Genomic DNA, 20,908 nt, shown 5'->3' on the forward strand with positions numbered 1-20,908 from the left:
GGGTATAAATGGCAGCCTTGCCGTGTTTACAAGTTAAAAAATTAGTCAAGTCCTATGGTGGAAGAGTTGTTGTCAATGGTTTATCTTTTGAAGTCAACCAGGGTGAGGTTGTCGGATTACTAGGCCCAAATGGTGCAGGGAAGACCACTGCTTTTTATATGACCGTTGGCCTTATTCGGCCAGATAAAGGAGAGGTCATTTTTCAAGGGCAAGATGTGACCCGCCAAGCCATGCATATACGTGCACGCATGGGAATGGGATATTTGGCGCAAGAGCCATCGGTTTTTCGTTACTTAAGTGTTGAACAAAATATTTTGAGTATTTTAGAAGGGCTGGGATTGAGCCGGGTAGAACAGAAGTTGAGACTCGACCAGCTTTTGGCAGAGCTGCACCTTGAGCATTTAGCAAAGAAAAAGGCTATTGCTCTTTCGGGAGGTGAGCGTAGGCGCTTAGAAATTACTCGGGCTCTGGTAACAAATCCCACTTTTTTGATGTTGGATGAACCTTTTGCTAATATTGACCCCATTTCCGTGGATGAAGTCAAACAAATGATTTCCCACCTTTCCAACAAAAATATCAGTATTTTAATCACTGATCACAATGCACGGGAGATTTTCTCGATTGTGGACCGCAGTTATCTTGTTTTTGAAGGCAAAGTGATGCTTTCCGGAACAGTGGATGAGCTCGTACAAAATCCCGAAGCCCGCCGAGGATACTTTGGCGAGCAATTCAGGTTATAATTTAAAAGAGATAATAAAAAGGATGCTCTCCCTATAAAGGTCACAGAGCAGTCTAAATGGAACATGATGAATCCAAATCTGATAATTTCCCTGAAAGACGCTAAAATTAATCAGCCTTTTTATTTAAAAAATTATCTAAGAAGCTAGCATAGCGATCTAGGGCCATTTTTTCTTCAAGGATATTTTAAAAAAATAAGAAGCCTAGGCTACTCTTCTTTTTTCCTTTTTTTATGGGGAGAAGGCGGCCACGAGGGGAGGTTGGATAAGCTGCTGTCGCTATCTTCCTTGTTTTTAAGCCCTGCTAATTTTCTTTTTCTTTTTTTTAGATGCTGTGATTATTGATTTCCCTGAGTTGCCTTAATCCTTCTTTAAAGTTAATTGTGAAGGGCTACTTAAGCTTATTTTTGAATTCTTAATGATTCAAAAGTTCTTATTGGTTTTTTACAAGGTTAAACCTGCTATTTATAGCTTGTTTAATTATTTTGCAATTTCTAGTTTTGTTAAAATTATAACTTGATATAGTCCTATTTATTCTGAGATAATGCCGTTGTTTTTTTTATTTTTGTAAAACCCGATGTTTATTAATTTGAATTTATAAGCTTTCTAACAGGAGGGTTTTTATGTCACCTTTATTTGCCGATAGTTCTGTTGAATTTCATGAAAAGTTAATAAGTATTCAATCAATTAGCGATGCTGACAATCTTTATTTGACGAATAAGTTAACCGGTAGCAAAAAGCTGGATGGGAGAATTATCAGCTGGTTTAAGGATATGATTGCTTGGCTTTTTAAAATTCATCTCGCTCAAACAACTCCCTTAAAAGTAGCTAAAACCGTTTATGAATTTGCTGAAAAAAACCACAGATTTTTAACAAAACACGATCAAGACGTGCTAGCACATATAGTCAGAAGAACTGAGATCAAAGGCCAAAGATATGCTAAAGGAAAAGAGAATGCTTTTAATGCAATCCTTAAAGATATAAAAGGGTTAAAAATTTTGGATATTCCCCAACCTATTCGCGGTTCTCCCTCTAGTGGAGATACGGGTAAGCATGAGAAGAAGATTGCTAGCCAAGTCAGTACGGCAACTTCCGATAATGTGAGCGAGAGAGGTAACGTTTATGAAGAACTTACAGGACGTGACAGGGTGCAAAATAGTTTAAATCCCTCTATTTTAATCCCGTTTTGGCAGAGAAATCATCGGAAAGTTGTGTGCTTAGTTAGGGGTACTGACTTTTCTTTTTATTGTATGTTTGCCATTATTGTGATAGCCTATTTTCTCCTAACACTTTCAGTAAAATATGAACGAACCAATTGTCACTCTACCTAATATTGCCGATGGGGAAGATAAAAGCTCTATTTTGGGAAACCGGATTCGCAAAAATTATCGCCATATTCGCAAATGGGCCAAGCGCACCCATACAAATTGCTTTCGCATTTACGATCGAGAGATTCCTCAATATCCTTTAACGATTGATTTTTACGACGGCCGCTTTTGTGTGCATTATTTTTCGCGGACGCGTGAAAAAGAAGATTTACCTCTGGAATTGCAAGAAGAGACCACACGCGTTTTATCGAAAATTTTTGCCATTCATCCCGATGAAATTTTTTGGAAAATGAGGGCTAAGCATAAAGAAACGCGGCAATATGAAAAAGAGGACGATTCGAGAGAGTTTTTTAATGTTTTAGAATATGGGGTCAAATTTAGAATCAATTTGATCGATTACCTGGATACAGGTCTTTTCCTCGATCACCGAGAAACGCGTCAGTTAGTTGCTAAAGCTGCGCAGGGAAAAAGGCTTCTAAATTTATTTGCTTACACTTGCTCATTCAGTGTGCAGGCAGCCGCGGCTGGGGCAAGCTTCACTAAAAGCGTCGATATGTCCAATACTTACACGGCATGGGGAGAGAAAAACTTTTTGTTAAACAGGCTTTCTCTTAAAAATAATCCCGTTGTTCGGGCTGACTGCTTAAAGTTTTTGGACCAAGAAATGCGAGCGGGCGAAAGATATGACATCATTGTGATCGATCCTCCCACTATTTCTCGATCTAAAAAAATGGATCAGTTATTTGATGTGCAAGTTGACTATGTCTATTTGATTTCCAAGTCTTTAAACCTTCTATTTCCTGAAGGGGTCATTTACTTTAGCACAAATTCTCGCAAATTTGTTTTTGACGAGTCGTGCTTTCCTGCTTGTAAAATTTTAGAGGTATCGTCAAAGACCTTACCGCTTGATTTTCACGATCCTAAAATCCATCGATGCTGGAAAATTGTAAAAACTGCTTAAGGGGATAGCTTGTTTCTTAAGTTAGCAAAGTACTCTAACCGTTTTTTCATCTCCCGCTCGAATCCTCTTTCCACAGGCTCATAAAAATTTTGTCTTTCCATTCCTTCAGGAAAATAGTTTTGGCCGGAAAAACCCTGCGGGGTGTTATGATCATAGATGTAACCTTGGCCATAACCTAGCTCTTTCATCACGCGTGTCGGGGCATTTAAAATCGTTGCAGGAGGATTAAGGTGAGAGGTTTGTTGTGCTATCTGTTTAGCCTGCTTAAACGCCGTATATGTGGCGTTACTCTTAGGAGCTAGAGCCAAATAGATGACAATCTGAGCAAGAGCTAGCTCTCCTTCTGGTGAGCCTAACATTTGATAAGCATCCTTAGCCGCTAGGGTAAGTGGAAGTGCTTGAGGATCTGCTTGTCCCACATCTTCTGAGGCGACTCGAATGAGTCGTCTGGCTAAATAAAGAGGATCTTCACCCCCATTTAACATGCGCGCAAACCAATATAGAGCGGCATCAGGATCAGACCCCCTAATGGCTTTATGAAGAGCAGAAATCAAATTGTAATGCTGATCAGAAGCTCGGTCATAAACAGGGGCGCGAGCTTGCAAGATAGTTTGCAAGTGGTGCACATCGAGCGGCTCTACACTTTCAATATTTTCAATATTCTCTAAAAGATTGTACAAGTAGCGGCCGTCCCCTTGAGCTAATTGAATCAGATACCGGCGCGCTTGATCGTCCACATTTAACTTTTTTACGCGTGTTTCATACCGCTGCAGCAATTGCTCTAAAGCGATCTCATCTAGCGGGTTGAGTTTTAAGACGCGCGTGCGGGAGAGAAGGGCGTCATTCAGATAGAAAGAGGGATTTTCAACGGTTGCTCCAATTAAGATGATGGATCCTTTTTCTAGGAAGGGGAGAAAGGCATCTTGTTGAGCTTTGTTAAAACGATGAATTTCGTCCACAAAAAGGAGGGTTCCTTTAAATAAAGGGCGCTCTTCAGCTTCTTTCACCACTTTTTTCAAATCAGCCACTCCGCTAAAAATCGCGCTTAACGATTGAAAAGGGATGTCAAAAGCCTGGGCATATAAACGGGCAATCGATGTTTTGCCTGTACCAGCAGGACCCCATAAAATGATGGAAAGAGGTTTTCCTTGCTTGATTGCGCGTGTAATAAACCCTGAGGGCCCTAAAAGATGAGGTTGCCCCACAATTTCTTTAAAAGAAGAGGGACGTAAGCGTTCAGATAAGGGAGGAAGCATGATAACATCATCTTTAAAGTTATGAAAGAAGGGCTAGCCTATTCGATTGAGGTGATTGTACTTATAAGTTTGAATGGCGAAATACCTCTTTTAGGTTTTTTCCTTCAGTCACGCCAGCGCCTGGAGGATATTTTTTCAAGTAAGCTTGGATTTGTGCAATCCGCAGACCTGGATTAGGGTGTGTTTGAAATATAGCCGGTAATGAGCTTTTGCCTCCAGCTTTCTTTAAAATTTCCATCACTTCAATCATGGCTTTCGGATCATAACCCGTTTGCCGCATTAATTTTAAGCCCCATTGATCTGCCTCCGATTCATCCTGTCGGCTATAGCGCAGTTGCAGCATCTGATTAACCAAAGAAGCTAGCATGGAGGCGCGGTAACTGCTATCTTGTGAATCACTCGCTGCTGCGCCGACAGCAAGAACGAAGAATTGTCCAAGCTGGCTTTTTGACATTTGTTGAGCGGCATGCCTTTCAATCACATGACCCATTTCATGACTCAAGACCCCGGCAAGCTGAGCCTCTGTTTGTAGCTGCTTGAGCAATCCCCAGGTAATAAAAACTTGTCCCCCAGGCAAAGCAAAAGCATTTACGGTCTCAGCATCCGTTAACACATGAAATTGGAACTTCCAAGGACCTTTTTTGGCTTCAGTATGATTGACAATCCAATTTCCTATTTTTTGAACCGCTTGGGTGCGGGGATCATGCATAGGCAGCTCTCCCCCCATTTCTCGGGCCATTTGAGGGGCAGATTCGAGGCCTAAACGGATTTCTTGAGCGGGCGAGAGGGAAACATACTGCTTTTCACCTGTAACCGGATTTTCCTGCCTCTGGGTCAGGAACATCAATAGCCCAAAAAGGATAATTAAACCGGCTGCGATCAGTTTATTTCCCGCTCCTTTTTGCTGCTGGGATCGCCTATTTAGAGCAAATGGCATACTTCTTCTCCTTCATACTGTCTAAACTTATTGTTTTTTAAAATCTCCGGCACCTTCATAAAACAAACAATAAAGGCGAATAGCAAAAACTTCCCCCTTGGGGTCCAAGCCAAAAGACACTCTTGAGGGAGGACTTATGTTAAAGGGAAATTCTAAAGTAAAAATATCTCGATCCCAATGTTTTAGGGAAAAAGAGTGGGAAATTTTTCCAAGCGAAAGGAGAAGAGTTTGATTTTCTTCTTTGACAATCAGTTCGCCATAGATGGGATTGGTGTACGTTCCTGTATATAAGCGAAGGGGCATAGGAGGAAAGGTTTCTTGAGGGAGAGCCTCTGTTTGTGTAAGTATTTGATTTTTTGTTAGTTCTAGAAAGCGGGAGCCCCAATTTCTATCCGGTTTGTCAAAATAATGATCAAAAAATTGCAGCGCAAGAGCCAAAGGTAATAAACTGGCATTTCCCACATTTGTTAAAATCACAATTCCTAGCTTTTCTTGAGGAATAAACCCTGCCATGCTGCAGGCGCCCAAAGTCCTTCCATCATGCCAAATAATCGGGTAAGGAGAATTATCTATATGAAACCAACCTTGGGCATAGTAGATGTCCTGCCCATCAATTTCCCCGACATAAATGTTAGGCCGCTTTAAAAATTGCATATTTTTTTTGGAGATGATCTCTCTATTTTTAAATTTCCCTTGATTGATTTGTAAAATCATCCAATGAGACAGATCTTTAATGGTTGAGTTAATACCCGCGGCAGGCCCGAGAACGTAAGTGAAATTATTAAAGGGAAATTCTTCTGGCAAGGCCTCTATATTTCCATCTTTTAAACCTCTATGCCACTCTGCGCGATTAGGGAAAGCTAAAAATTCTTCCAGAGAAACGCTAGAATTTTTCATCTCTAAAGGCTCAAAAATCTCTCTGCTTAGTAGAGCGGGAAAGGGTAAAAGTAGCTTACTTTCCAAGATTTTAGAAGCAACTAAGAAAAGGGTATTTTGATAAGCATAGCGGGAGCGAAAACTTGTGGCAGGATAAAGATAAGCGAGATGATGGACAATCTCTTCGGGTGACAAGCCAAAAAGTACTTGATAATCCCCCGCAAAAGGGTACAATCCACTACGATGGCTACACAAATCGTTTATTTGAAATTCCGCACTCACCCATGAATCGTATAATCGAAAAGAAGGAAAATGATCGATTACTTTATCTTCCCACTTTAATAATCCTCGGTCATTAGCAATAGCTAGCAAAGTGGAAGTAAAGGCTTTACTGAGTGAGCCTATTTGAAAAAGGGTGTCTTGGTCAACAGGCTCTGTATTTTTGATTCCTCTCTGCCCAAATCCTTTTTCGAAAATAACCCGCTCATCTTTCACGATGGCAATGGCCATTCCCGGGATTTTCCAAAGGATTCTTTGCTCCTCTGCATATTCTTCAAAGGCTTTAATCAGGCTATTTATTTTCTCATCGGTAGCCCATAAAGAAAATAAAGCCGAAATAAATACTAAGGTGAACAAAGTAGATCGATAAAACATTCTTATCTCCCCAAGCTTTTAATTAAGTAGTTCGTAGCAAAGTTATTCTTTTTATTCAAGCTTTGATGGAAAGTAAAGAGCCACACATAAAATCTTTATATTTATTTTTAAAAATATATTTTATAAAATGAAATTAAACCTAAAAGGAGTGATAAGGATGGATATTAATGGCCATTTACCTAGTGATCCTACAAGTTCCTCTATTCCTCTTAACCAACCCCCTATAACTCCCCCTTTTAACAAATTAATGAGCGAATCAAAAACGGCGGGCCTTCCCTTTTTAGCAGGGATTTTAAAGCCAGAGAATTTGCAAAAAGTTGCGCGGGGAGAAACGGATCATGTAGAAATTCGATTGACTCAGGATTTACGGGAATTTATGGAAGCGATTAAAAATAATACGGCGGTGATGATTGAAACTTCTCAGGCGAATCCTCCTGTGTTTAAATTCTCTCGAGAAGTCAATCGCTTAATCCATGACCATCCTGTCCATGAGTTTACTGTGACAATGGAAAATCAAGCGAAAGGGTATTATCGCAATGCTGTGCAGACGGAAAAATATTCTTTAGAGGATATGGGAGCATTCGAAAAACATGACTTAGAGGAATTAGCTGAATTTTTTCAAGGGAACCAGCAAAGCTTAAAAGAGACGGAAAAGGAACAACAAGCCGCGATTGATAAAAGTTACAAGAGTTCCCAGAAAAAGTTGGACCAAATGCGCGATCGTGTGCGACAACGCCAAGAACAAAATGATGAGCAGGATTTAGAAACCAAAAAAGAAAAGCTTTCTATTCCTCAGAAAAAAGTCGGGGAGGGCACCCTATTTACTGAGATAGTAGACAAGCAAGAGCGCGCGAGCATTGAAGCTCAACAGCAAAGAGATCAAAATGCTGAAGTGGAGTTGAAAAGAGAAGCAAAAGCCCAAAATTTACAAAAAGAGGGTGAGCGCCTATCGATGCGCAAACGAAAAGAATTTTAGGCAATTAAAGGCTTGCCACGGAGGAGGGAGCTGGCTAAAATGGGGGATTTGAAGAAGGTCTACCTATGCATTCCGTTAATTCTCCCATTTTTCCCACTTTATCTTCTATCGTTTCACCTTTTAAAGGCATTTTGTTAGATGCTTACGGAGTTTTCTGGGGGGGGAACGACATGGGACCCATTCCTGGGGCTAAAGAAGCGATGGAAAATTTGGTGGCGAGCGGCAAGATTGTAGGTGTCTTGTCAAATTCTACTCAGCTTGCTTGGAAAGAGATAAAAAAATTAGAAAGCCATGGAATTATCGAAGGCAAACACTTCCATTTTCTCCTTACTTCCGGGGAGATTGCTCGTGAAATTTTTTTGAAGGGGAGCTTTCCTATTCAAACTTTGCATAAAAAATTTTGGGTATTGGGAGGTGCTCATCCAGCCTTTTCTTCTCATGAATCGATTTTTCAAGGAACGGGTTATCGAGAAACCTCTAATATCGATGAAGCTGATTTTATTTATGCGGGGGTCCCGCATATCGAGGGTGAGGATCAACGAGATCCGGAAATTTTTCGGAATGAAATTCAAAGAGTAGTGAAGAAAAAATTAACGTTAATGTGCGCAAATCCCGATCGATTTGCTCATGAAGGAATCCCCCCCAAAGCAGTTGTCAGGCAAGGCAGTATTGCCGCTATGTACGAAGAGCTAGGGGGTACAGTCTTTTACATAGGTAAACCTTATCCGGTTGCCTATGCCAAAGCCTTGGAGCGCTTTTTTGAAAGGGAAATTTTGCCTTTTTCAGAAATTTTGATGGTGGGCGATACCCCTGAAACAGACATTCGCGGTGCCCATCAATGCGGGATTTCTTCTGCACTCATTCTTCAAACCGGCATCATGGGGGATCGAATCGCAACCCAAGGTTTAGAAAGCGCCATGCAAACCCTTTTCGATCGCCCAGATTTTTTTATTGACCGATTGGGCAATCCCTGAGAATATCGGCGCTGTCTTACGGATTTTGTAGAGGTCGTTTCCTGTTTTTAGAATGAAAGGGGAGATTTTAAATCATCGAGAGCTTTTCGTCGATTCACTCCCATACAAAAAAGGGGAATCGAGAGCAAAATCCCCTATAAATGCTTTTTATGGCGAATATTGCACGACCGTACGAGCAACACAACCAGGAAAGCGTAGATCCGCTCCTTCTAGAAAATCTTAACATGATGGCCGGCAGGAGGTTTGGCGAAAGAAGGATGACGTTTGCAAAAGCAGATAAGATAGGAGCTATTCACTGCAAACCCTAAAGCACTTAAAAGTTACAGCTAGAGAAAAAGCCCCTATTTAGCCAAACGTTTTATCTTTCCCCTGCTAAGACGAATGAACCCCTTTTAGTAGCTTTTATAAAAGGGGCTAAAGTTTATGGGTTTAGGTAATTTTAAAGATGGGTATTCAGCATTAAAAAAGCTCCGCTTAGCCGAGCTTTGCCCCTAGACACGTAGGGCATCCTGGTTAAGGTCAGCTGTTTGGTTATCTTCAATGGGCTTATCCACTTCTTCTTCCCCTATTTTTGCCCCTCTTTGGGTTTTGTGCAGGGGAGACTGAACAGCCAGCCTTCTAGCAGCAGAAAAATTCCTGGAAGCCCCTGTTGGAATTATTTATTTCAAAATTTGCATCCTTTTTAGCAGATCAAAAATTGCCTCATCCTGAATAGAGTAAGTGAGAATCTTTTTCTCCACCATTTTATCATGCACAAGGTCCACTTCCGTCTTTTCTTCAAACTGAATCATGGTATGTAGGTACTCAGAAGCAAAGGCTTGTTTTAAAAGAGTTTTAAGCTTTCTATCTTTTTTAAGTACTATTTCTTTTTCTAAAAGGTACTGTCGAGCCTTTGAACGGGGCAATTTCTTTGTATGGTCAAGCATTTCTTTGTAAAAAGCGGCTTTCCAATTGCTTTCATTAGGTTGAGCGAGAAAATACGTTTGCCTGCGATGTTCGAGAACAGCTTTTTCGGGGGTGACCTCTAAAGGAATGTCGTTGTCATATAAATTTGCTAAATCAATACCTTTTTCCTTTAAATAAGAGTAGATACTCTCGAGGCTGTGGCCTGTTTTTTGTCTCTCTTGAATCTCATTTAATAGAGGCTGATAGAAAGAAGATTGCCACTCTTCTAGAGGCAGGGGCTTATAATGGGCTAAATAATCTTGTTTTTGGTGGATTGCAATGGCTTCTTCGATTGTTTGGTCTCCCGCTAAAAAAATCTCGTCCTCTTGTTGCAAAATTTGCCGTATTTCCTTTCTAGATTTAGAAAGCTTTAGCTCCTCTACTTTTTGGAAAGCTTTTAAGAATCTTATTTTTAAAGAGTTAGAGGGGGTGCCAACCTTGAACCAATCTAGAACTATTTTAATTGTATCATTGTTTGCTAGAAGGCGAGTTTTTTCTTTGAGCAAAGTTTCGTCAATTTGCTCCCATGATTTCTTCGAAGCTTGTAACTCTTCTATTTTACTTAAAATTTTGAGGTAGGGTTCCTCTAAAAAATGGGAGGGAGCATTATCAGCGAACCACTCACAAATCTCATCGCGGAGCCTAGGATTTTTTAACCCTTCTTCTAGAAAATCTTTAACATTTTTAAAGATTTCCATGGGGGTATATTCATATTGAAATTTTGCATAAACTTCTTCTTGGTCCAATTGAATGTTAGAATAAGGATCTCTTGCGTATGTCTCTGCAAAAGGCAGATTTAATAGGCCTCCCACCAGGTACATGAGCTGGTTAAATCGATGTGTTTCAAAAACTGCATCAGGAATTTTTTTCGCCCAATTTTCTAAAATGCCCTGACGATGGCCCTGTAAATGGTCACAAATTGCCACTTTTAATGTTTGTTCTAAGCCTTTGAGGGGGGTGCAATAAAGTGCATACATCCTTTTTGCTTCGACGATTCTTCCTCCGCAAAATAAACCCATAGCCGCTATGTCGAGGAGGATGGAAGTTTTAGAATCGGCATCCTCCATACTACGCAGTAGATGGCCGAGGTGCTTCAGAATATTCTCAAAATCATCGTAATGTTTTTTGTATTCGGCTTCCTCTTTTGGCACTCCTGCAAAATCTTTTGGTTTTTCGATTATCCTTTTAATTAATCCCTGAATTCCCCCGTTCCCATCAAGTTGGAAACCTGAATGGAGGACTTGGATGCTTGTGGGATAGCCATCACAGGTAAGTTTAGCGGGATCTCGGAAGCCGGGGAGAGAGGGATCTGTAAAGTTGATTTCTAAAAACCTTTCCTCCAACTCGTGAAGGTCAAACTCTGGTGCAGGGGGGATCTCTTTATCTTCGGAACTGGTAGTAGTAAAATGGGTGGGATCCACTTCATAATTCATGTTTTGGAGGTCATGTCGAGCATAATTTTTTGCATTTAAAGCATGACGCCATGTTTCTAGCGCAGATTCTCCCCATTGTTTCTCTATCTCTCTTTCTACGGCAATCATTAATTGCCGATCTTGTAATAGGAGGGGAATTTCTAGCAGACTTTCAGGAAGAGAAGAGGACTTAAGAAAGTCGGACAGGTAAAAATGGATAGTTTGCTTAAACTCTTTTTCGGAGAGGGAAATACCCGGGTCTAAGTTTAATAGAGTTAATAGGTAGGGGCGAATAAAAGAGAAATAGGCATGATCATAAAAATAATTAGAAGTATTGAGCGTCTCATGGATTTTCCTAATACTCATTCTATTTTGAATGGCGGAAATTAAAATTCTCCAGTCTTTGGAACGAATCATCATTCCTAAAAAAGTAGCGATAGGAAATTCTGGATGATCTAGAGAATCAAGGGGGATATCTTTTTTAACGAGTTCATAGATTTCTTCCAAAGAAAGACGTTTATTGAGAAAAAGCAAGAAAAAGGGGGAGCGCTCCTGACCATCTTTTTCCCTAAGCTCCGCATAAGGCAAGAGCTCTTTTATGTGATTAAATGAAGCATTTTCACACGCAAGATGAAAAGGTGTGAGGCCCTCTAAGTTTTTTTGGTTGACAATGGCTACCGCATTTTTTTCAAGGAGGCGGGAGAGAAGTTTGAGCGAAATTTTGCGCTTCAAAAATACATAATGAAGGGCATTGCAATTTTTGGCATCTAGTATCTCAACTTTAGCCCCATAATTAAGTAATTCGAGGATTAAAGCCCGATTAGATCGGCAAGCACGGTGTAAAGCAGTCAAGCCCTCAGGATCTTTTGCACCCATTAATCTTTCAAAATCGGGCGACTCCTTTAAGGCTTCAAGGAAAAGCCTTAAAATCTGCGGAGGGAGCTCTTTGTTAAGGCACACTTGGGATAAATTGACGTAAGCTGGATTAGCCCCATGCCTTAGAAGCTCTTCAACGAGGCCAAAATTGTACAGGCAGGCAATAAGTAAAGGAGTCGCATTGCTTTGATTTTCAACGTTAATAAATTTTTCCAGAGAAAGTTTTCCTGAGACTTGGTTAAGAAAGGCCTTTATCAGCTGGCCTAGGGATGAAGGCGACGCCTCCAAATTTTGACAAAGACAATGTAGCACTGAAGATTTATTGTCACTTAGCGCTTGCACATCAGCACCATTGTCTAAAAGAATGGGAATAAGGGAGGTATTTTTTAAACAAGCCCAGTGAAGCAAGGTAGCGCCATGATTAAATCTTCGAGAAGCAAAAAGTGGCAATGTTTCCTTTGCAAATACTTTTACAATATCCAGGGGAGTGACAGAGCGATTTTTAAATAAAAGTTCGATAGGGGTTTGATTTCTAGGGTTTACAATCTCAAGGTGCGATTTTTCCTTAGAAAGCAGCTTAAAAATTTCAGGATTAAATGGACGTTCTTTACAGACGAGATGAAGCGGAATTAATCCTTCTTGGTTTGCCCTTGAAGCAATACTTGGGGCTTTCTCTAGAATTTTCGAGAGAAGCTGTAAGGAAGGTTGCTTATAGCAAAGAGCATGTAAAAGGGAATCTCCATCGGGGTATGAAAGATTAAGATTTGCTCCTAGGTCAATTAAAAGCTCAACCAAAGGTTCATTAATCAGGCTGCTTCTGCAAGCGATTTGAATGGCTGTTAGGCCTGCATGATCTGGAGCTTCGATATAGCTGGCGATATCCTCTATTTGATTTATGAGGAGGCGTAGAATTTCAGCTGAAGCGAAATGAGTTGCACAGAGGATGTGTAAAGGGGTTTGTTGGGCATTGTTTTGGCTTAGGGCTAGTTTTTTCTTATCATGGCTATGGGACAATAAAGCCGCAATCATTTCTGAAGTTTTTGCCAAGTTTTTGCAAGCATAATGAAGAGGAGTATTTTTATGAATATCTTCATTCTCTACAATTGCGCCTCTACCCAGCAAGATATTAAGCTGAGCTAATGAGGCTTCTGAGTTTAAGCATAATAAATGTAAAGGTGTTTGGCCTTGAATATTTTTCAAATTGAGATAAGCACCTAAAGTGGTGTGTTCAAAGTTTGCTGAGATAAGCTTCTCAAGGCAAAAAACCGTCATGCCAGGATTTTTGCAAACAAAATGAAGGGGCGATTCGCCTCTAAAATCGGTTATTTGAACATTGGCGTCAAATTTCAGTAAGATAGCGATGAATTCTAACTTAATTTCCTCCTTTAATAAAGCGATGTGGAGGGCGGTTCTACCTGCAGCGTCTTGAGAATTGATAAGGTCTTTTTCTGGGCATTGTGTTCTAGCAGCTTGTAGCAAGAGTTCTAATATCTGGGGATTTAAACGAGAATTCGCGCAAGCTAGATGTAAGGGAGAGCTGCCTTCAAGATTGGAAATAAAAACGTTCGCCCCGTGTTGAAGCAGCAATTCGATATTTTCTAGGGAGGAGGAAGCTTGTATGCTTATGCTAAGAGCCGTTTCTCCCAATTCATTGGGCAAATTGACCACATCGGGATCGCTTTGTTTAATCCACGAAATAAGATGAGCTAAATCTTCCGGGGCTAAATCTGGATTTGCGCATGCTTTAAATAAAAGAGATTGTGGAATGCCGCTGTCAGGATGCCCCTCCATATATTTTGCCACATGGTTGATCAATAGGGGGATAATCGCGCGATTAAGAGGATTGTTTAAATAGACGATTTCAAGTGGAGATAACCCTTCGTGGTTTAAGCTATTAATTTCTTCTTGTAAGGCGTACTTTTCGATAAAGTAATTTAAAAGGCGCGGATTTAAATTCGGATTGCTGCAGAGATGATGAAGCAAACTCCCGTTAGTCACTTGTGCTCCATTTTTGCATAGGAAATCAATCACACTTCGATTGAGAGGAGCGGCCTGGCAGGCCCATTCTAAAGGTGTTAATCCGTTGAAAGGAACATTAAGGTATTCAGAAGCCTCTCTTTCTAACCTTTCAGCTTCAATGAGCTTTGCTAAACAGGATACAGTCATGTGAGGATGCAAGCAGGCGTAAGGCAAAAGAGGGTCTTCAGGATGAATGGTCGCCTTGTTGTCCAGTAAAAACTCAATAACTCCTGCACTTGCTTGTGTTTCGAGGGCGGTTTTAAGAGCTGTTTTCCCTTCTTGGTTTGTATGATTCAAAAATAAATTTTTTGCAGTTTCATGGGGAGAAAGGGCAGAAAAAATAAAGGCCACAAATTCTGCTGTTGTGGTTGGATCTTTGCACAAATAGTGCAGGATGGAATTTTCGTTGGCATCCAAAGCTTCCATATCCGCTCGCGCTTCAATAAGCCATCTAAAATGGGAGAAATCAGCTAAAGAACTCATGCAAAGAAAATGAATGGCTGCTAGGCCCTTTTGGTTTTTAATATTAGGGTTTGCCCCATGCACAAGAAGAGTTTGAATCAGCGCCGGAGCATGCATACAAGCATGCATCAACGGGGTATTGCCTTGATTGTCTGGAGAATTGATAAAGTCAGTGCCCCCCAGTTGAGTGGCCAAACTTTTAATCAAGACTGCCAGCGCTTTAGGGGGAGTGTGTGGATTGCTGCAAGCAAGCTCAATATCTTCTATGCTAGGAGTTGCCCCTTTTTCTAAAATAAAGGGGATAAGATGGGGGTTTTTTTTACAGACAAACGTTAAAAGAGTGTGTCCTTGAGTATCCACTACGTCTAATTTACCCCTTTGGACATTCAAGCATTCTAGAAGTTCTGGATTTGCTTTTGGATTAGCGCAAAGCAGGAATAAGGCTTTGTGGATTTTTGCTTGATCTGTTTCGTGCGCGAGTAATAATTGAAGATGCTCAATCGATATTGACTCGCTTAAGCAGAGAAAATGAAGGGGAAAGTGGAAATGGTTATTGCGCATATCAGGATTTGCTCCGTGTTCCAGGAGAACAGGGATAAGATGAGAGGCTCTTCTACATGCATACATCAAAGGGGTAGTGCCTTCTTCCACTGTGCAATTGATAAATTTCTTACTTCCCAGCTGAGTGGCCAACTTTTCGATTAAAATTGCCAACGCCTCAGGCGGGGTATGGGGATTGCCACAAGCCCAAATAAAGTCCTGTATATTAGGAATTGCCCCTTTTTCTAAAAGAAATGGGATAAGCGAGGGGTTTGCTTCACAAGCAGCGTCTAAGGGAGTGAGCTGTTGGTCATCCTCTAGGTTTACTTCCCCCCCTCGCGCGATCAAGAGCTGTAGGAGATCGGGGGTTGCTTTAGGATTAGTGCAAAGAAAGAATACAGCCTTGCATATTTTTACTTTATCGGTCTCGGGCGCGAGTAATGATTGAAGATACTCAATTGATATCGACTCGCTTGCGCAGAGAAAATAAAGGGGATATTGGAAACGAGTATTGCATCTATTAAGATCTGCTCCATGTTTCAGGAGAACGGGGATAAGATGGGGGGCTTTCTTACAGGCATAGATCAACGGTGTATTCCCTTCTTCCCGCGCAGAATTGATAAACTCTTTACTTCCCAGTTGAGCGGCTAACTTTTCGATCAACATGCTCAATACTGCAGGTGCGGTATGGGGATTGCCGCAAGCTTTATATAAAGCGATTTCGCAGGGGGGAATGCCCCGCTCTAAAAGAATTTCAATAAGTGTCGGATTATGTTGGGCAGCTTGGATCAAGAGAGATTGATTCAACTGATGGAGACTCACATCGCTTCCAATAAATTGGTCGAGCAGATCCGCATTTGCCTGAGGGTTAGCACATAAGTTAGTTAGAGATGCCTCCAAGGAGACGTTGTTGAAAAAATCTTTAACACGTAATTGCTTAATCGTTTCGAGAGAAGAATAACGCAGGATATTGTCAAAAGAAACGATCTCTTTCAAGGCTTCGTAATAATCTTCCTTTTTCATGTCCTCTTGCTGGTCTATTAGGCGAAGAAATATCCTTAAAGTTTTGTAATCGATTTGGCTATATACAGATTTTTTTACGCATCCGATAATTTTATTAAAAATCTGCTTGTTTAGGGGGAAAGGTAAATTTTTAATAATTTTCTTTAAAATCTGAGGGGATGTATTTAATTTTTTAATAATTGTATCTTCGGGAGCGCTTACCACCCACTTAAAAGAGTGATCGATTCTGCTGGCAAAGGGGTTCATTTTGAGTTTCCTTTGAATTAGAGATTAATTCTTAAATAACTAACCTTTAAATTTAATCATGCGAAATGGTGAAGGACAGATTTATACTGTTGTAAATATTAATTATTTTTGATTAGATGAAATTATAAAGAGAAATCACATTGTTATCAAATGTTGTTTAGGGTAGGAGTAAAATTGTAGAGATTATCAAATAAAATTATTTATTGCTATAGTTAAACTAAACGTTTTAATTTTTATTTCGGTTGCTGATTTCTGACAAGAGGAGGTGTTATCAATTCCTTGTCACAAGCTGGCGCCAGGGAACGATCTGTTGGCAAAGAGGCTTAGGCATTATGTTAGGAATGTCTTCCGCTAAAAGGCCTAGATTCCGTCCTCTGCGCTTAGCTTGTGAAAGGGAATTAATAGCACCTCCCATCTTACCCCTTATTTTTGTCGAACTCATAAACATCCAGTCACAGAGTCAAAAAGCCTCAGATTTTTTAGGGTGATTTTCGTTAAAACTTTCCTCTCCCCTAAAAGGAGGCTTAACTTTTAAAAAAAAGTTGACTTTCTTAAAAAGAAAGGCAACAGTGAAGTTTTAACCTCTGTTTTAATTTTTATACCTAAAGGACTATCTATGAAAAAGTTCCTAACTTTATTTTTATTTCTGATGGCCACGCTAACTTCCGCTTATGGGAGCAACGAAGTAGAGGGATTTTGGAAAACCGTAGATGACGAAACAGGAAAAGTTCAGAGTATTGTAGCGATTTATGAATATGAAGGAAAATATTTTGGACGAATTATTGCCACCTATGGTCCGGATGGAGAAATTGACGATTCTATAGAAGCTCCCAAAACACGCGCTCCAGGGGTGCAAGGAAACCCGTTTTTCTCCGGCATGGATATTATGTGGAATCTTAAGAAAAATGGAGAAAAATATACCAATGGCAAAATCTTGGATCCTGAACATGGAAGAGTTTATGATGCCCAAATGTGGCCAAAAAATGGGAATTTAATTGTACGGGGGCAAATCTTTTTCTTAGGCCGCAATCAAACTTGGCTGCCTGTAGGAGAGCACGCTTTTCCAAAGGAACTTACTAAGCCCGACTTGAAAAAATTCGTGCCAGTCATTCCTAAAGTAAATCGGGTAAAAAGGTTAAATAAATAGTTTGTTTGTTGTATAAAAATCCTCCAATATGTTTAGTATAGGAATTATTATACAAAAAACATGATTGGAGGATTTTAAAATGAAATATCTTTATGAATTTATTGGAACTTTTTTTCTTGTATTAACAGTGGGGATGACAATCCTAGAACCCGGTGCTGGGCCATTCGCTCCTCTTGCTATAGGGGCCATTTTGGCTGTTATGGTATATGCGGGAGGCCATATATCGGGAGGTCATTATAATCCTGCGGTTTCTTTAGCTGTTTTTCTAAGAGAGCGCCTGTCACCCAAAGACCTAGGCCTCTACTGGGCAGCCCAATTTTTAGGGGGCGGGATAGCTGCATTTTTTACGGCTTATTTTAAAGAGGGATCTTCCGCTACTTTCCTCGCTATTGACGCGACTAAAGCGATGATGGCAGAATTTCTTTTTACTTTCGCGCTTTGCTATGTCGTATTGAACGTTGCTATAGCAAGGGCAACTCAAGGCAATTCCCACTACGGCTGGGCAATCGGTTTTACGGTCGTGGCAGGCGCTTATGCAGTTGGCTCGTTGTCAGGGGCAGCCTTTAATCCGGCGGTGGCTTTAGGCATTTCCTTATTGAATATTAGCGCTTGGACAAATTTTTGGGTTTTCTTAGTGGCTAACTTTTTAGGGGGAGCGGCGGCGGCGTACGTATTTAAAGCAGCGCATCCCAATGAATAGCCCAAGCAATTTAATCGATTGGTCTGCCATTGCGACGATTTAAAAAAGCGAGCCCAAAGCAAAAACTTTGGGCTCGCTTCAAAAAATTAATCTCGATCGATCCTTTTCAGAATAACTTTGAAAATGTAGGGTGAAGCTGCATAATCAGAGGATGTAGATGGATGGGCAAGAGTGCTTTGAATGCCTCCTATCACATATCCAATCACTGTGGATCTTCTGCTCAATTGATCTAATTTAATCACTCCATTTCCATAAGTAGGTAAATTATCGACAGGGATAAATTGTCCTCTTGCTCCAAATAAAAGAGGATTTCCTGCATTAGACTCGGTAGATAAAAGAACAGGGTATTGCTGTTTCAAAATATATTGCTTGAATTCTTTCTTTTTATTTAAGCGGATGGCTGAAATTTGGTTGATAAAAGGAAGTTGCGGATCGGTTTGAAATTTTCCGTTCTCAAAAAAGCCGTAACTTTTCCCTCCAAAGAATAGGATATACATCTCATCTGTATGATTCGAATAGAGGGGCAAAGTGGGACAGGCATATTGATTCATTGCTTGCTTAAAGGTTTCTAGATCATCGGGATTTTCCATCTTGGGTTTTCCCTTCGTATTAATGATAACAGGAACAGTCCAAGCCCCACCTGTAGGGGTAAATACCCCGCCAAAAGCGCCATACCCTTGAACCGGCGCTCCTAAAACATGATGGACGATGGGAACGACATTTAAATCCTGGCGGGCAAAATGGGGATTAGGTTTTTTTGGTAGGGCGTGGTGCACTTTTACCGAAAGTTTTTTTCCATCATCATGGACCTTAAAACGTCTGACTTGCTCACTGTATTGACCATTATTGTCCGAGGTGTAGGTGGTTTGCCCAAACATGAGCCATGTATCCCCTTTTCTAGTGCGTGTCATATAGCCGCCCATAACTTGAAACACAGGGTCGTGGATTTGCCGAATATGATGGGCTAAAGTCTCTGTGGGATAAGGTTTGAGGACCCAATGGACCAAACCCCGCAGATCGATTGCTGTTAAGCTGTCTTTAATACTCGATTCCCCAGTAGCCGTATCTATTCCATACCCTCCTGCGATATATAGCATGCCATCGTGCTGGTAAAACTGAGCATTTGTAACAGATAATAGATCGATTTGTCTTTGGCTTAATCCTGAAGTGGCGTCATTTAAGGATTTGGAATACACCGTTTTCTCGGTAGGATCCACTACATAAATCGTGGTGTTTTGCTCGCCTGATGAAAAGCTAGCTTCGCTGCTATTCAAGCCATTAAGCCCATTTGCGCTGCCTGCTAAAAGGATAAATTTTCCGCTAAATTTAGCGGAAACAAACGCTTGGATTCCCTGCGGCAAAGAAAAGTCTGCTAGCTCCAATTTAACTTGAAAAGGTAGCCTTTCTCCCGAACTTGACACGCGGCTAACAGTTGGTGTCTGATTGTCACATAAAGCAATGTGGCCCCATCCACCTGTCATTAATAAAAACAACAAAGAATAATGCAAATAACGCCGTAGCATAGTGGATCCCCCTTTTTTAAGTTAAACAAAGCAGAGATGAGAAAGGCCCCAAATCTGCAGGTAGGCAATAAATATTAGCATCTTCAATGCTGGAAATTTCGTCAACCATTTAAAAAAAATAATAAGAGGATGGGGTAATCGGTGGGATGAGCTTGAGAATTTCTCTTAGGATAGCTTTCTCTTTTTTTTACAGGCTTTCTTAGGAGGCCAATGTAAGATAGAGAAAGAATAGCCTATGGTTTAATCTAAAAAAAAGAGGAAACAAAAAACAAATTTTGGGACATTTGGCGGTGACAACTGTTGCGGTATGCAGAGCAAAAAAGAGCCTTTTGGAATGAAGGGGGCATTTTGCGAGATTAAAAAGAGGGCTTATTTTGACCAAGAGGTTCGGCAGGTAGAACCCCGATTAAAAATCGGCCTTTGAACTTAATAAAGGAGATAGAAATGAAAAGGTACCATAAGCTTTCTCAGCAAGAAGAGAAGGTGATGAGTCTAAAAGGGACGGAATATCCCGGTACAGGGCAATATAACCAGCATGCTGAGCCGGGAATATACGCCTGCAAGCGTTGCGATGCCCCTCTATACCTTTCTTCTCACAAATTTTTTTCTCATTGTGGGTGGCCGAGCTTTGATGAGGAAATCTTGGGGGCGGTAGAGCGTAAACGAGATGCGGACGGGGAGCGGATAGAGATTCTGTGTCGCGCTTGTCAGGCTCACTTGGGGCATGTTTTTTATGGCGAAGCTTTCACTTCTAAAAACATCAGGCATTGTGTCAATTCTCTCTCTTTGTCATTTATTCCGGCTTTTACACCAGAAGGGTATGAACGCGCCATATTCGCTGGGGGCTGCTTTTGGGGAGTCGAATATTTAATGAAAAAACTTTCGGGTGTAGTAAAAGTGACCTCTGGATACATAGGGGGGATGGTTGTCAATCCCACCTACGAAGAAGTATGCACCGGTAAAACAGGGCATGCAGAGGCTGTTGAAGTGCAATTTGATTCTCATCAATTAAGTTATGAAAGGGTTGCTAAGTACTTTTTTGAAATCCATGATCCATCTCAAGCGCAAAGGCAAGGGCCAGATGTGGGAAGCCAATATCGTTCGGCTATTTTCTACCTCACCGAACAGCAAAAAGAAATTGCTGCAAATTTAAAAAGAAAGCTAGAAAAACTTGGGATCCAGGTCATGACTGAACTCGTGCCTGCCTCAACTTTTTATCCAGCAGAGGATTATCACCAATCTTATTATGAAAAAACTGGAAAGCAACCTTACTGCCATCATTGGGCTCCCAAGTTTTGAATTTAGGGGTCTTTGCA

14 protein-coding genes are annotated in these 20,908 nt (G+C 40.8%); 9 read left to right on the plus strand and 5 right to left on the minus strand.

Features of this window, described 5'->3' with window-relative positions:
• Positions 1-8 precede the first annotated feature (8 nt).
• The 3 genes from lptB (at position 9) to PARA125_RS09415 (ending at position 3,026) form a co-directional block, all read left to right on the plus strand.
• Positions 9-740: an LPS export ABC transporter ATP-binding protein gene (lptB, locus tag PARA125_RS09405; RefSeq protein WP_213158628.1), complete on the plus strand. Its 732-nt coding sequence runs from the start codon at positions 9-11 to the stop codon at positions 738-740.
• 620 nt (positions 741-1,360) lie between these two features.
• Entirely contained in the window at positions 1,361-2,068 is a 708-nt protein-coding gene (locus PARA125_RS09410) for a hypothetical protein (protein WP_213158629.1), read from the plus strand.
• A complete protein-coding gene (locus PARA125_RS09415; protein ID WP_213158630.1) occupies positions 2,040-3,026 on the plus strand; it encodes a class I SAM-dependent methyltransferase in 987 nt (328 codons plus the stop codon). Before PARA125_RS09410 ends, PARA125_RS09415 begins: the two co-directional genes overlap by 29 nt.
• Here PARA125_RS09415 and PARA125_RS09420 read toward each other — a convergent pair.
• The 3 genes from PARA125_RS09420 to PARA125_RS09430 all read right to left on the minus strand — a co-directional run bounded on the left by PARA125_RS09420 (position 3,023) and on the right by PARA125_RS09430 (position 6,749).
• Positions 3,023-4,282, minus strand: coding sequence for a replication-associated recombination protein A (locus tag PARA125_RS09420; RefSeq protein WP_213158631.1), 1,260 nt, complete (start codon positions 4,280-4,282; stop codon positions 3,023-3,025). The genes PARA125_RS09415 and PARA125_RS09420 overlap by 4 nt on opposite strands.
• A gap of 61 nt (positions 4,283-4,343) precedes the next feature.
• Complete coding sequence (locus PARA125_RS09425; RefSeq protein ID WP_213158632.1) at positions 4,344-5,219, minus strand: M48 family metallopeptidase; 876 nt, start codon at positions 5,217-5,219, stop codon at positions 4,344-4,346.
• 27 nt (positions 5,220-5,246) lie between these two features.
• The gene (locus tag PARA125_RS09430; RefSeq protein ID WP_213158633.1) at positions 5,247-6,749 is read right to left on the minus strand and encodes a serine hydrolase; all 1,503 of its coding nucleotides are present in this window, start codon (positions 6,747-6,749) and stop codon (positions 5,247-5,249) included.
• A gap of 157 nt (positions 6,750-6,906) precedes the next feature.
• Here PARA125_RS09430 and PARA125_RS09435 point away from each other — a divergent pair, with 157 nt between their 5' ends.
• The 3 genes from PARA125_RS09435 to PARA125_RS09445 all read left to right on the plus strand — a co-directional run bounded on the left by PARA125_RS09435 (position 6,907) and on the right by PARA125_RS09445 (position 9,007).
• On the plus strand, positions 6,907-7,725 hold the full coding sequence (locus PARA125_RS09435) for a hypothetical protein (RefSeq protein ID WP_213158634.1): 819 nt from the start codon (positions 6,907-6,909) through the stop codon (positions 7,723-7,725).
• 65 nt (positions 7,726-7,790) lie between these two features.
• The gene (locus PARA125_RS09440) at positions 7,791-8,699 is read left to right on the plus strand and encodes a TIGR01459 family HAD-type hydrolase (protein ID WP_213158635.1); all 909 of its coding nucleotides are present in this window, start codon (positions 7,791-7,793) and stop codon (positions 8,697-8,699) included.
• Positions 8,700-8,848: 149 nt separating this feature from the next.
• Positions 8,849-9,007 carry a hypothetical protein gene (locus PARA125_RS09445; protein ID WP_213158636.1) on the plus strand — a complete coding sequence of 53 codons (159 nt, stop codon included), beginning with the start codon at positions 8,849-8,851 and terminating at the stop codon, positions 9,005-9,007.
• Positions 9,008-9,358: 351 nt separating this feature from the next.
• On the opposite strand, the gene PARA125_RS09450 is transcribed toward PARA125_RS09445, so the two are convergent.
• On the minus strand, positions 9,359-16,222 hold the full coding sequence (locus PARA125_RS09450) for an ankyrin repeat domain-containing protein (protein ID WP_213158637.1): 6,864 nt from the start codon (positions 16,220-16,222) through the stop codon (positions 9,359-9,361).
• Positions 16,223-16,838: 616 nt separating this feature from the next.
• Here PARA125_RS09450 and PARA125_RS09455 point away from each other — a divergent pair.
• Together PARA125_RS09455 and PARA125_RS09460 are read left to right on the plus strand one after the other, a co-directional pair.
• Positions 16,839-17,369: a DUF2147 domain-containing protein gene (locus PARA125_RS09455; RefSeq protein WP_213158638.1), complete on the plus strand. Its 531-nt coding sequence runs from the start codon at positions 16,839-16,841 to the stop codon at positions 17,367-17,369.
• Between the two features lie 79 nt (positions 17,370-17,448).
• Positions 17,449-18,069, plus strand: coding sequence for an MIP/aquaporin family protein (locus PARA125_RS09460; protein WP_213158639.1), 621 nt, complete (start codon positions 17,449-17,451; stop codon positions 18,067-18,069).
• Positions 18,070-18,155: 86 nt separating this feature from the next.
• Here PARA125_RS09460 and PARA125_RS09465 read toward each other — a convergent pair whose 3' ends face one another.
• A complete protein-coding gene (locus tag PARA125_RS09465) occupies positions 18,156-19,592 on the minus strand; it encodes a hypothetical protein (protein WP_249274321.1) in 1,437 nt (478 codons plus the stop codon).
• Positions 19,593-20,036: 444 nt separating this feature from the next.
• Here PARA125_RS09465 and PARA125_RS09470 point away from each other — a divergent pair, with 444 nt between their 5' ends.
• Positions 20,037-20,891, plus strand: a complete 855-nt coding sequence (locus PARA125_RS09470; RefSeq protein WP_213158640.1) for a bifunctional methionine sulfoxide reductase B/A protein — start codon at positions 20,037-20,039, stop codon at positions 20,889-20,891.
• Positions 20,892-20,908: the final 17 nt, after the last annotated feature.

This window comes from Parachlamydia sp. AcF125 (genome assembly GCF_018342475.1).
Taxonomy (GTDB): domain Bacteria; phylum Chlamydiota; class Chlamydiia; order Chlamydiales; family Parachlamydiaceae; genus Parachlamydia.

What these genes read in the sequence shown, in the direction of transcription:
- lptB (WP_213158628.1), top strand. Translation starts at nt 9, where the DNA reads ATGGCAGCCTTGCCGTGTTTACAAGTTAAAAAATTAGTCAAGTCCTAT.
- PARA125_RS09410 (WP_213158629.1), top strand. Translation starts at nt 1,361, where the DNA reads ATGTCACCTTTATTTGCCGATAGTTCTGTTGAATTTCATGAAAAGTTA.
- PARA125_RS09415 (WP_213158630.1), top strand. Translation starts at nt 2,040, where the DNA reads ATGAACGAACCAATTGTCACTCTACCTAATATTGCCGATGGGGAAGAT.
- PARA125_RS09420 (WP_213158631.1), bottom strand. Translation starts at nt 4,282, where the DNA reads ATGCTTCCTCCCTTATCTGAACGCTTACGTCCCTCTTCTTTTAAAGAA.
- PARA125_RS09425 (WP_213158632.1), bottom strand. Translation starts at nt 5,219, where the DNA reads ATGCCATTTGCTCTAAATAGGCGATCCCAGCAGCAAAAAGGAGCGGGA.
- PARA125_RS09430 (WP_213158633.1), bottom strand. Translation starts at nt 6,749, where the DNA reads ATGTTTTATCGATCTACTTTGTTCACCTTAGTATTTATTTCGGCTTTA.
- PARA125_RS09435 (WP_213158634.1), top strand. Translation starts at nt 6,907, where the DNA reads ATGGATATTAATGGCCATTTACCTAGTGATCCTACAAGTTCCTCTATT.
- PARA125_RS09440 (WP_213158635.1), top strand. Translation starts at nt 7,791, where the DNA reads ATGCATTCCGTTAATTCTCCCATTTTTCCCACTTTATCTTCTATCGTT.
- PARA125_RS09445 (WP_213158636.1), top strand. Translation starts at nt 8,849, where the DNA reads ATGGCGAATATTGCACGACCGTACGAGCAACACAACCAGGAAAGCGTA.
- PARA125_RS09450 (WP_213158637.1), bottom strand. Translation starts at nt 16,222, where the DNA reads ATGAACCCCTTTGCCAGCAGAATCGATCACTCTTTTAAGTGGGTGGTA.
- PARA125_RS09455 (WP_213158638.1), top strand. Translation starts at nt 16,839, where the DNA reads ATGAAAAAGTTCCTAACTTTATTTTTATTTCTGATGGCCACGCTAACT.
- PARA125_RS09460 (WP_213158639.1), top strand. Translation starts at nt 17,449, where the DNA reads ATGAAATATCTTTATGAATTTATTGGAACTTTTTTTCTTGTATTAACA.
- PARA125_RS09465 (WP_249274321.1), bottom strand. Translation starts at nt 19,592, where the DNA reads ATGCTACGGCGTTATTTGCATTATTCTTTGTTGTTTTTATTAATGACA.
- PARA125_RS09470 (WP_213158640.1), top strand. Translation starts at nt 20,037, where the DNA reads ATGAAAAGGTACCATAAGCTTTCTCAGCAAGAAGAGAAGGTGATGAGT.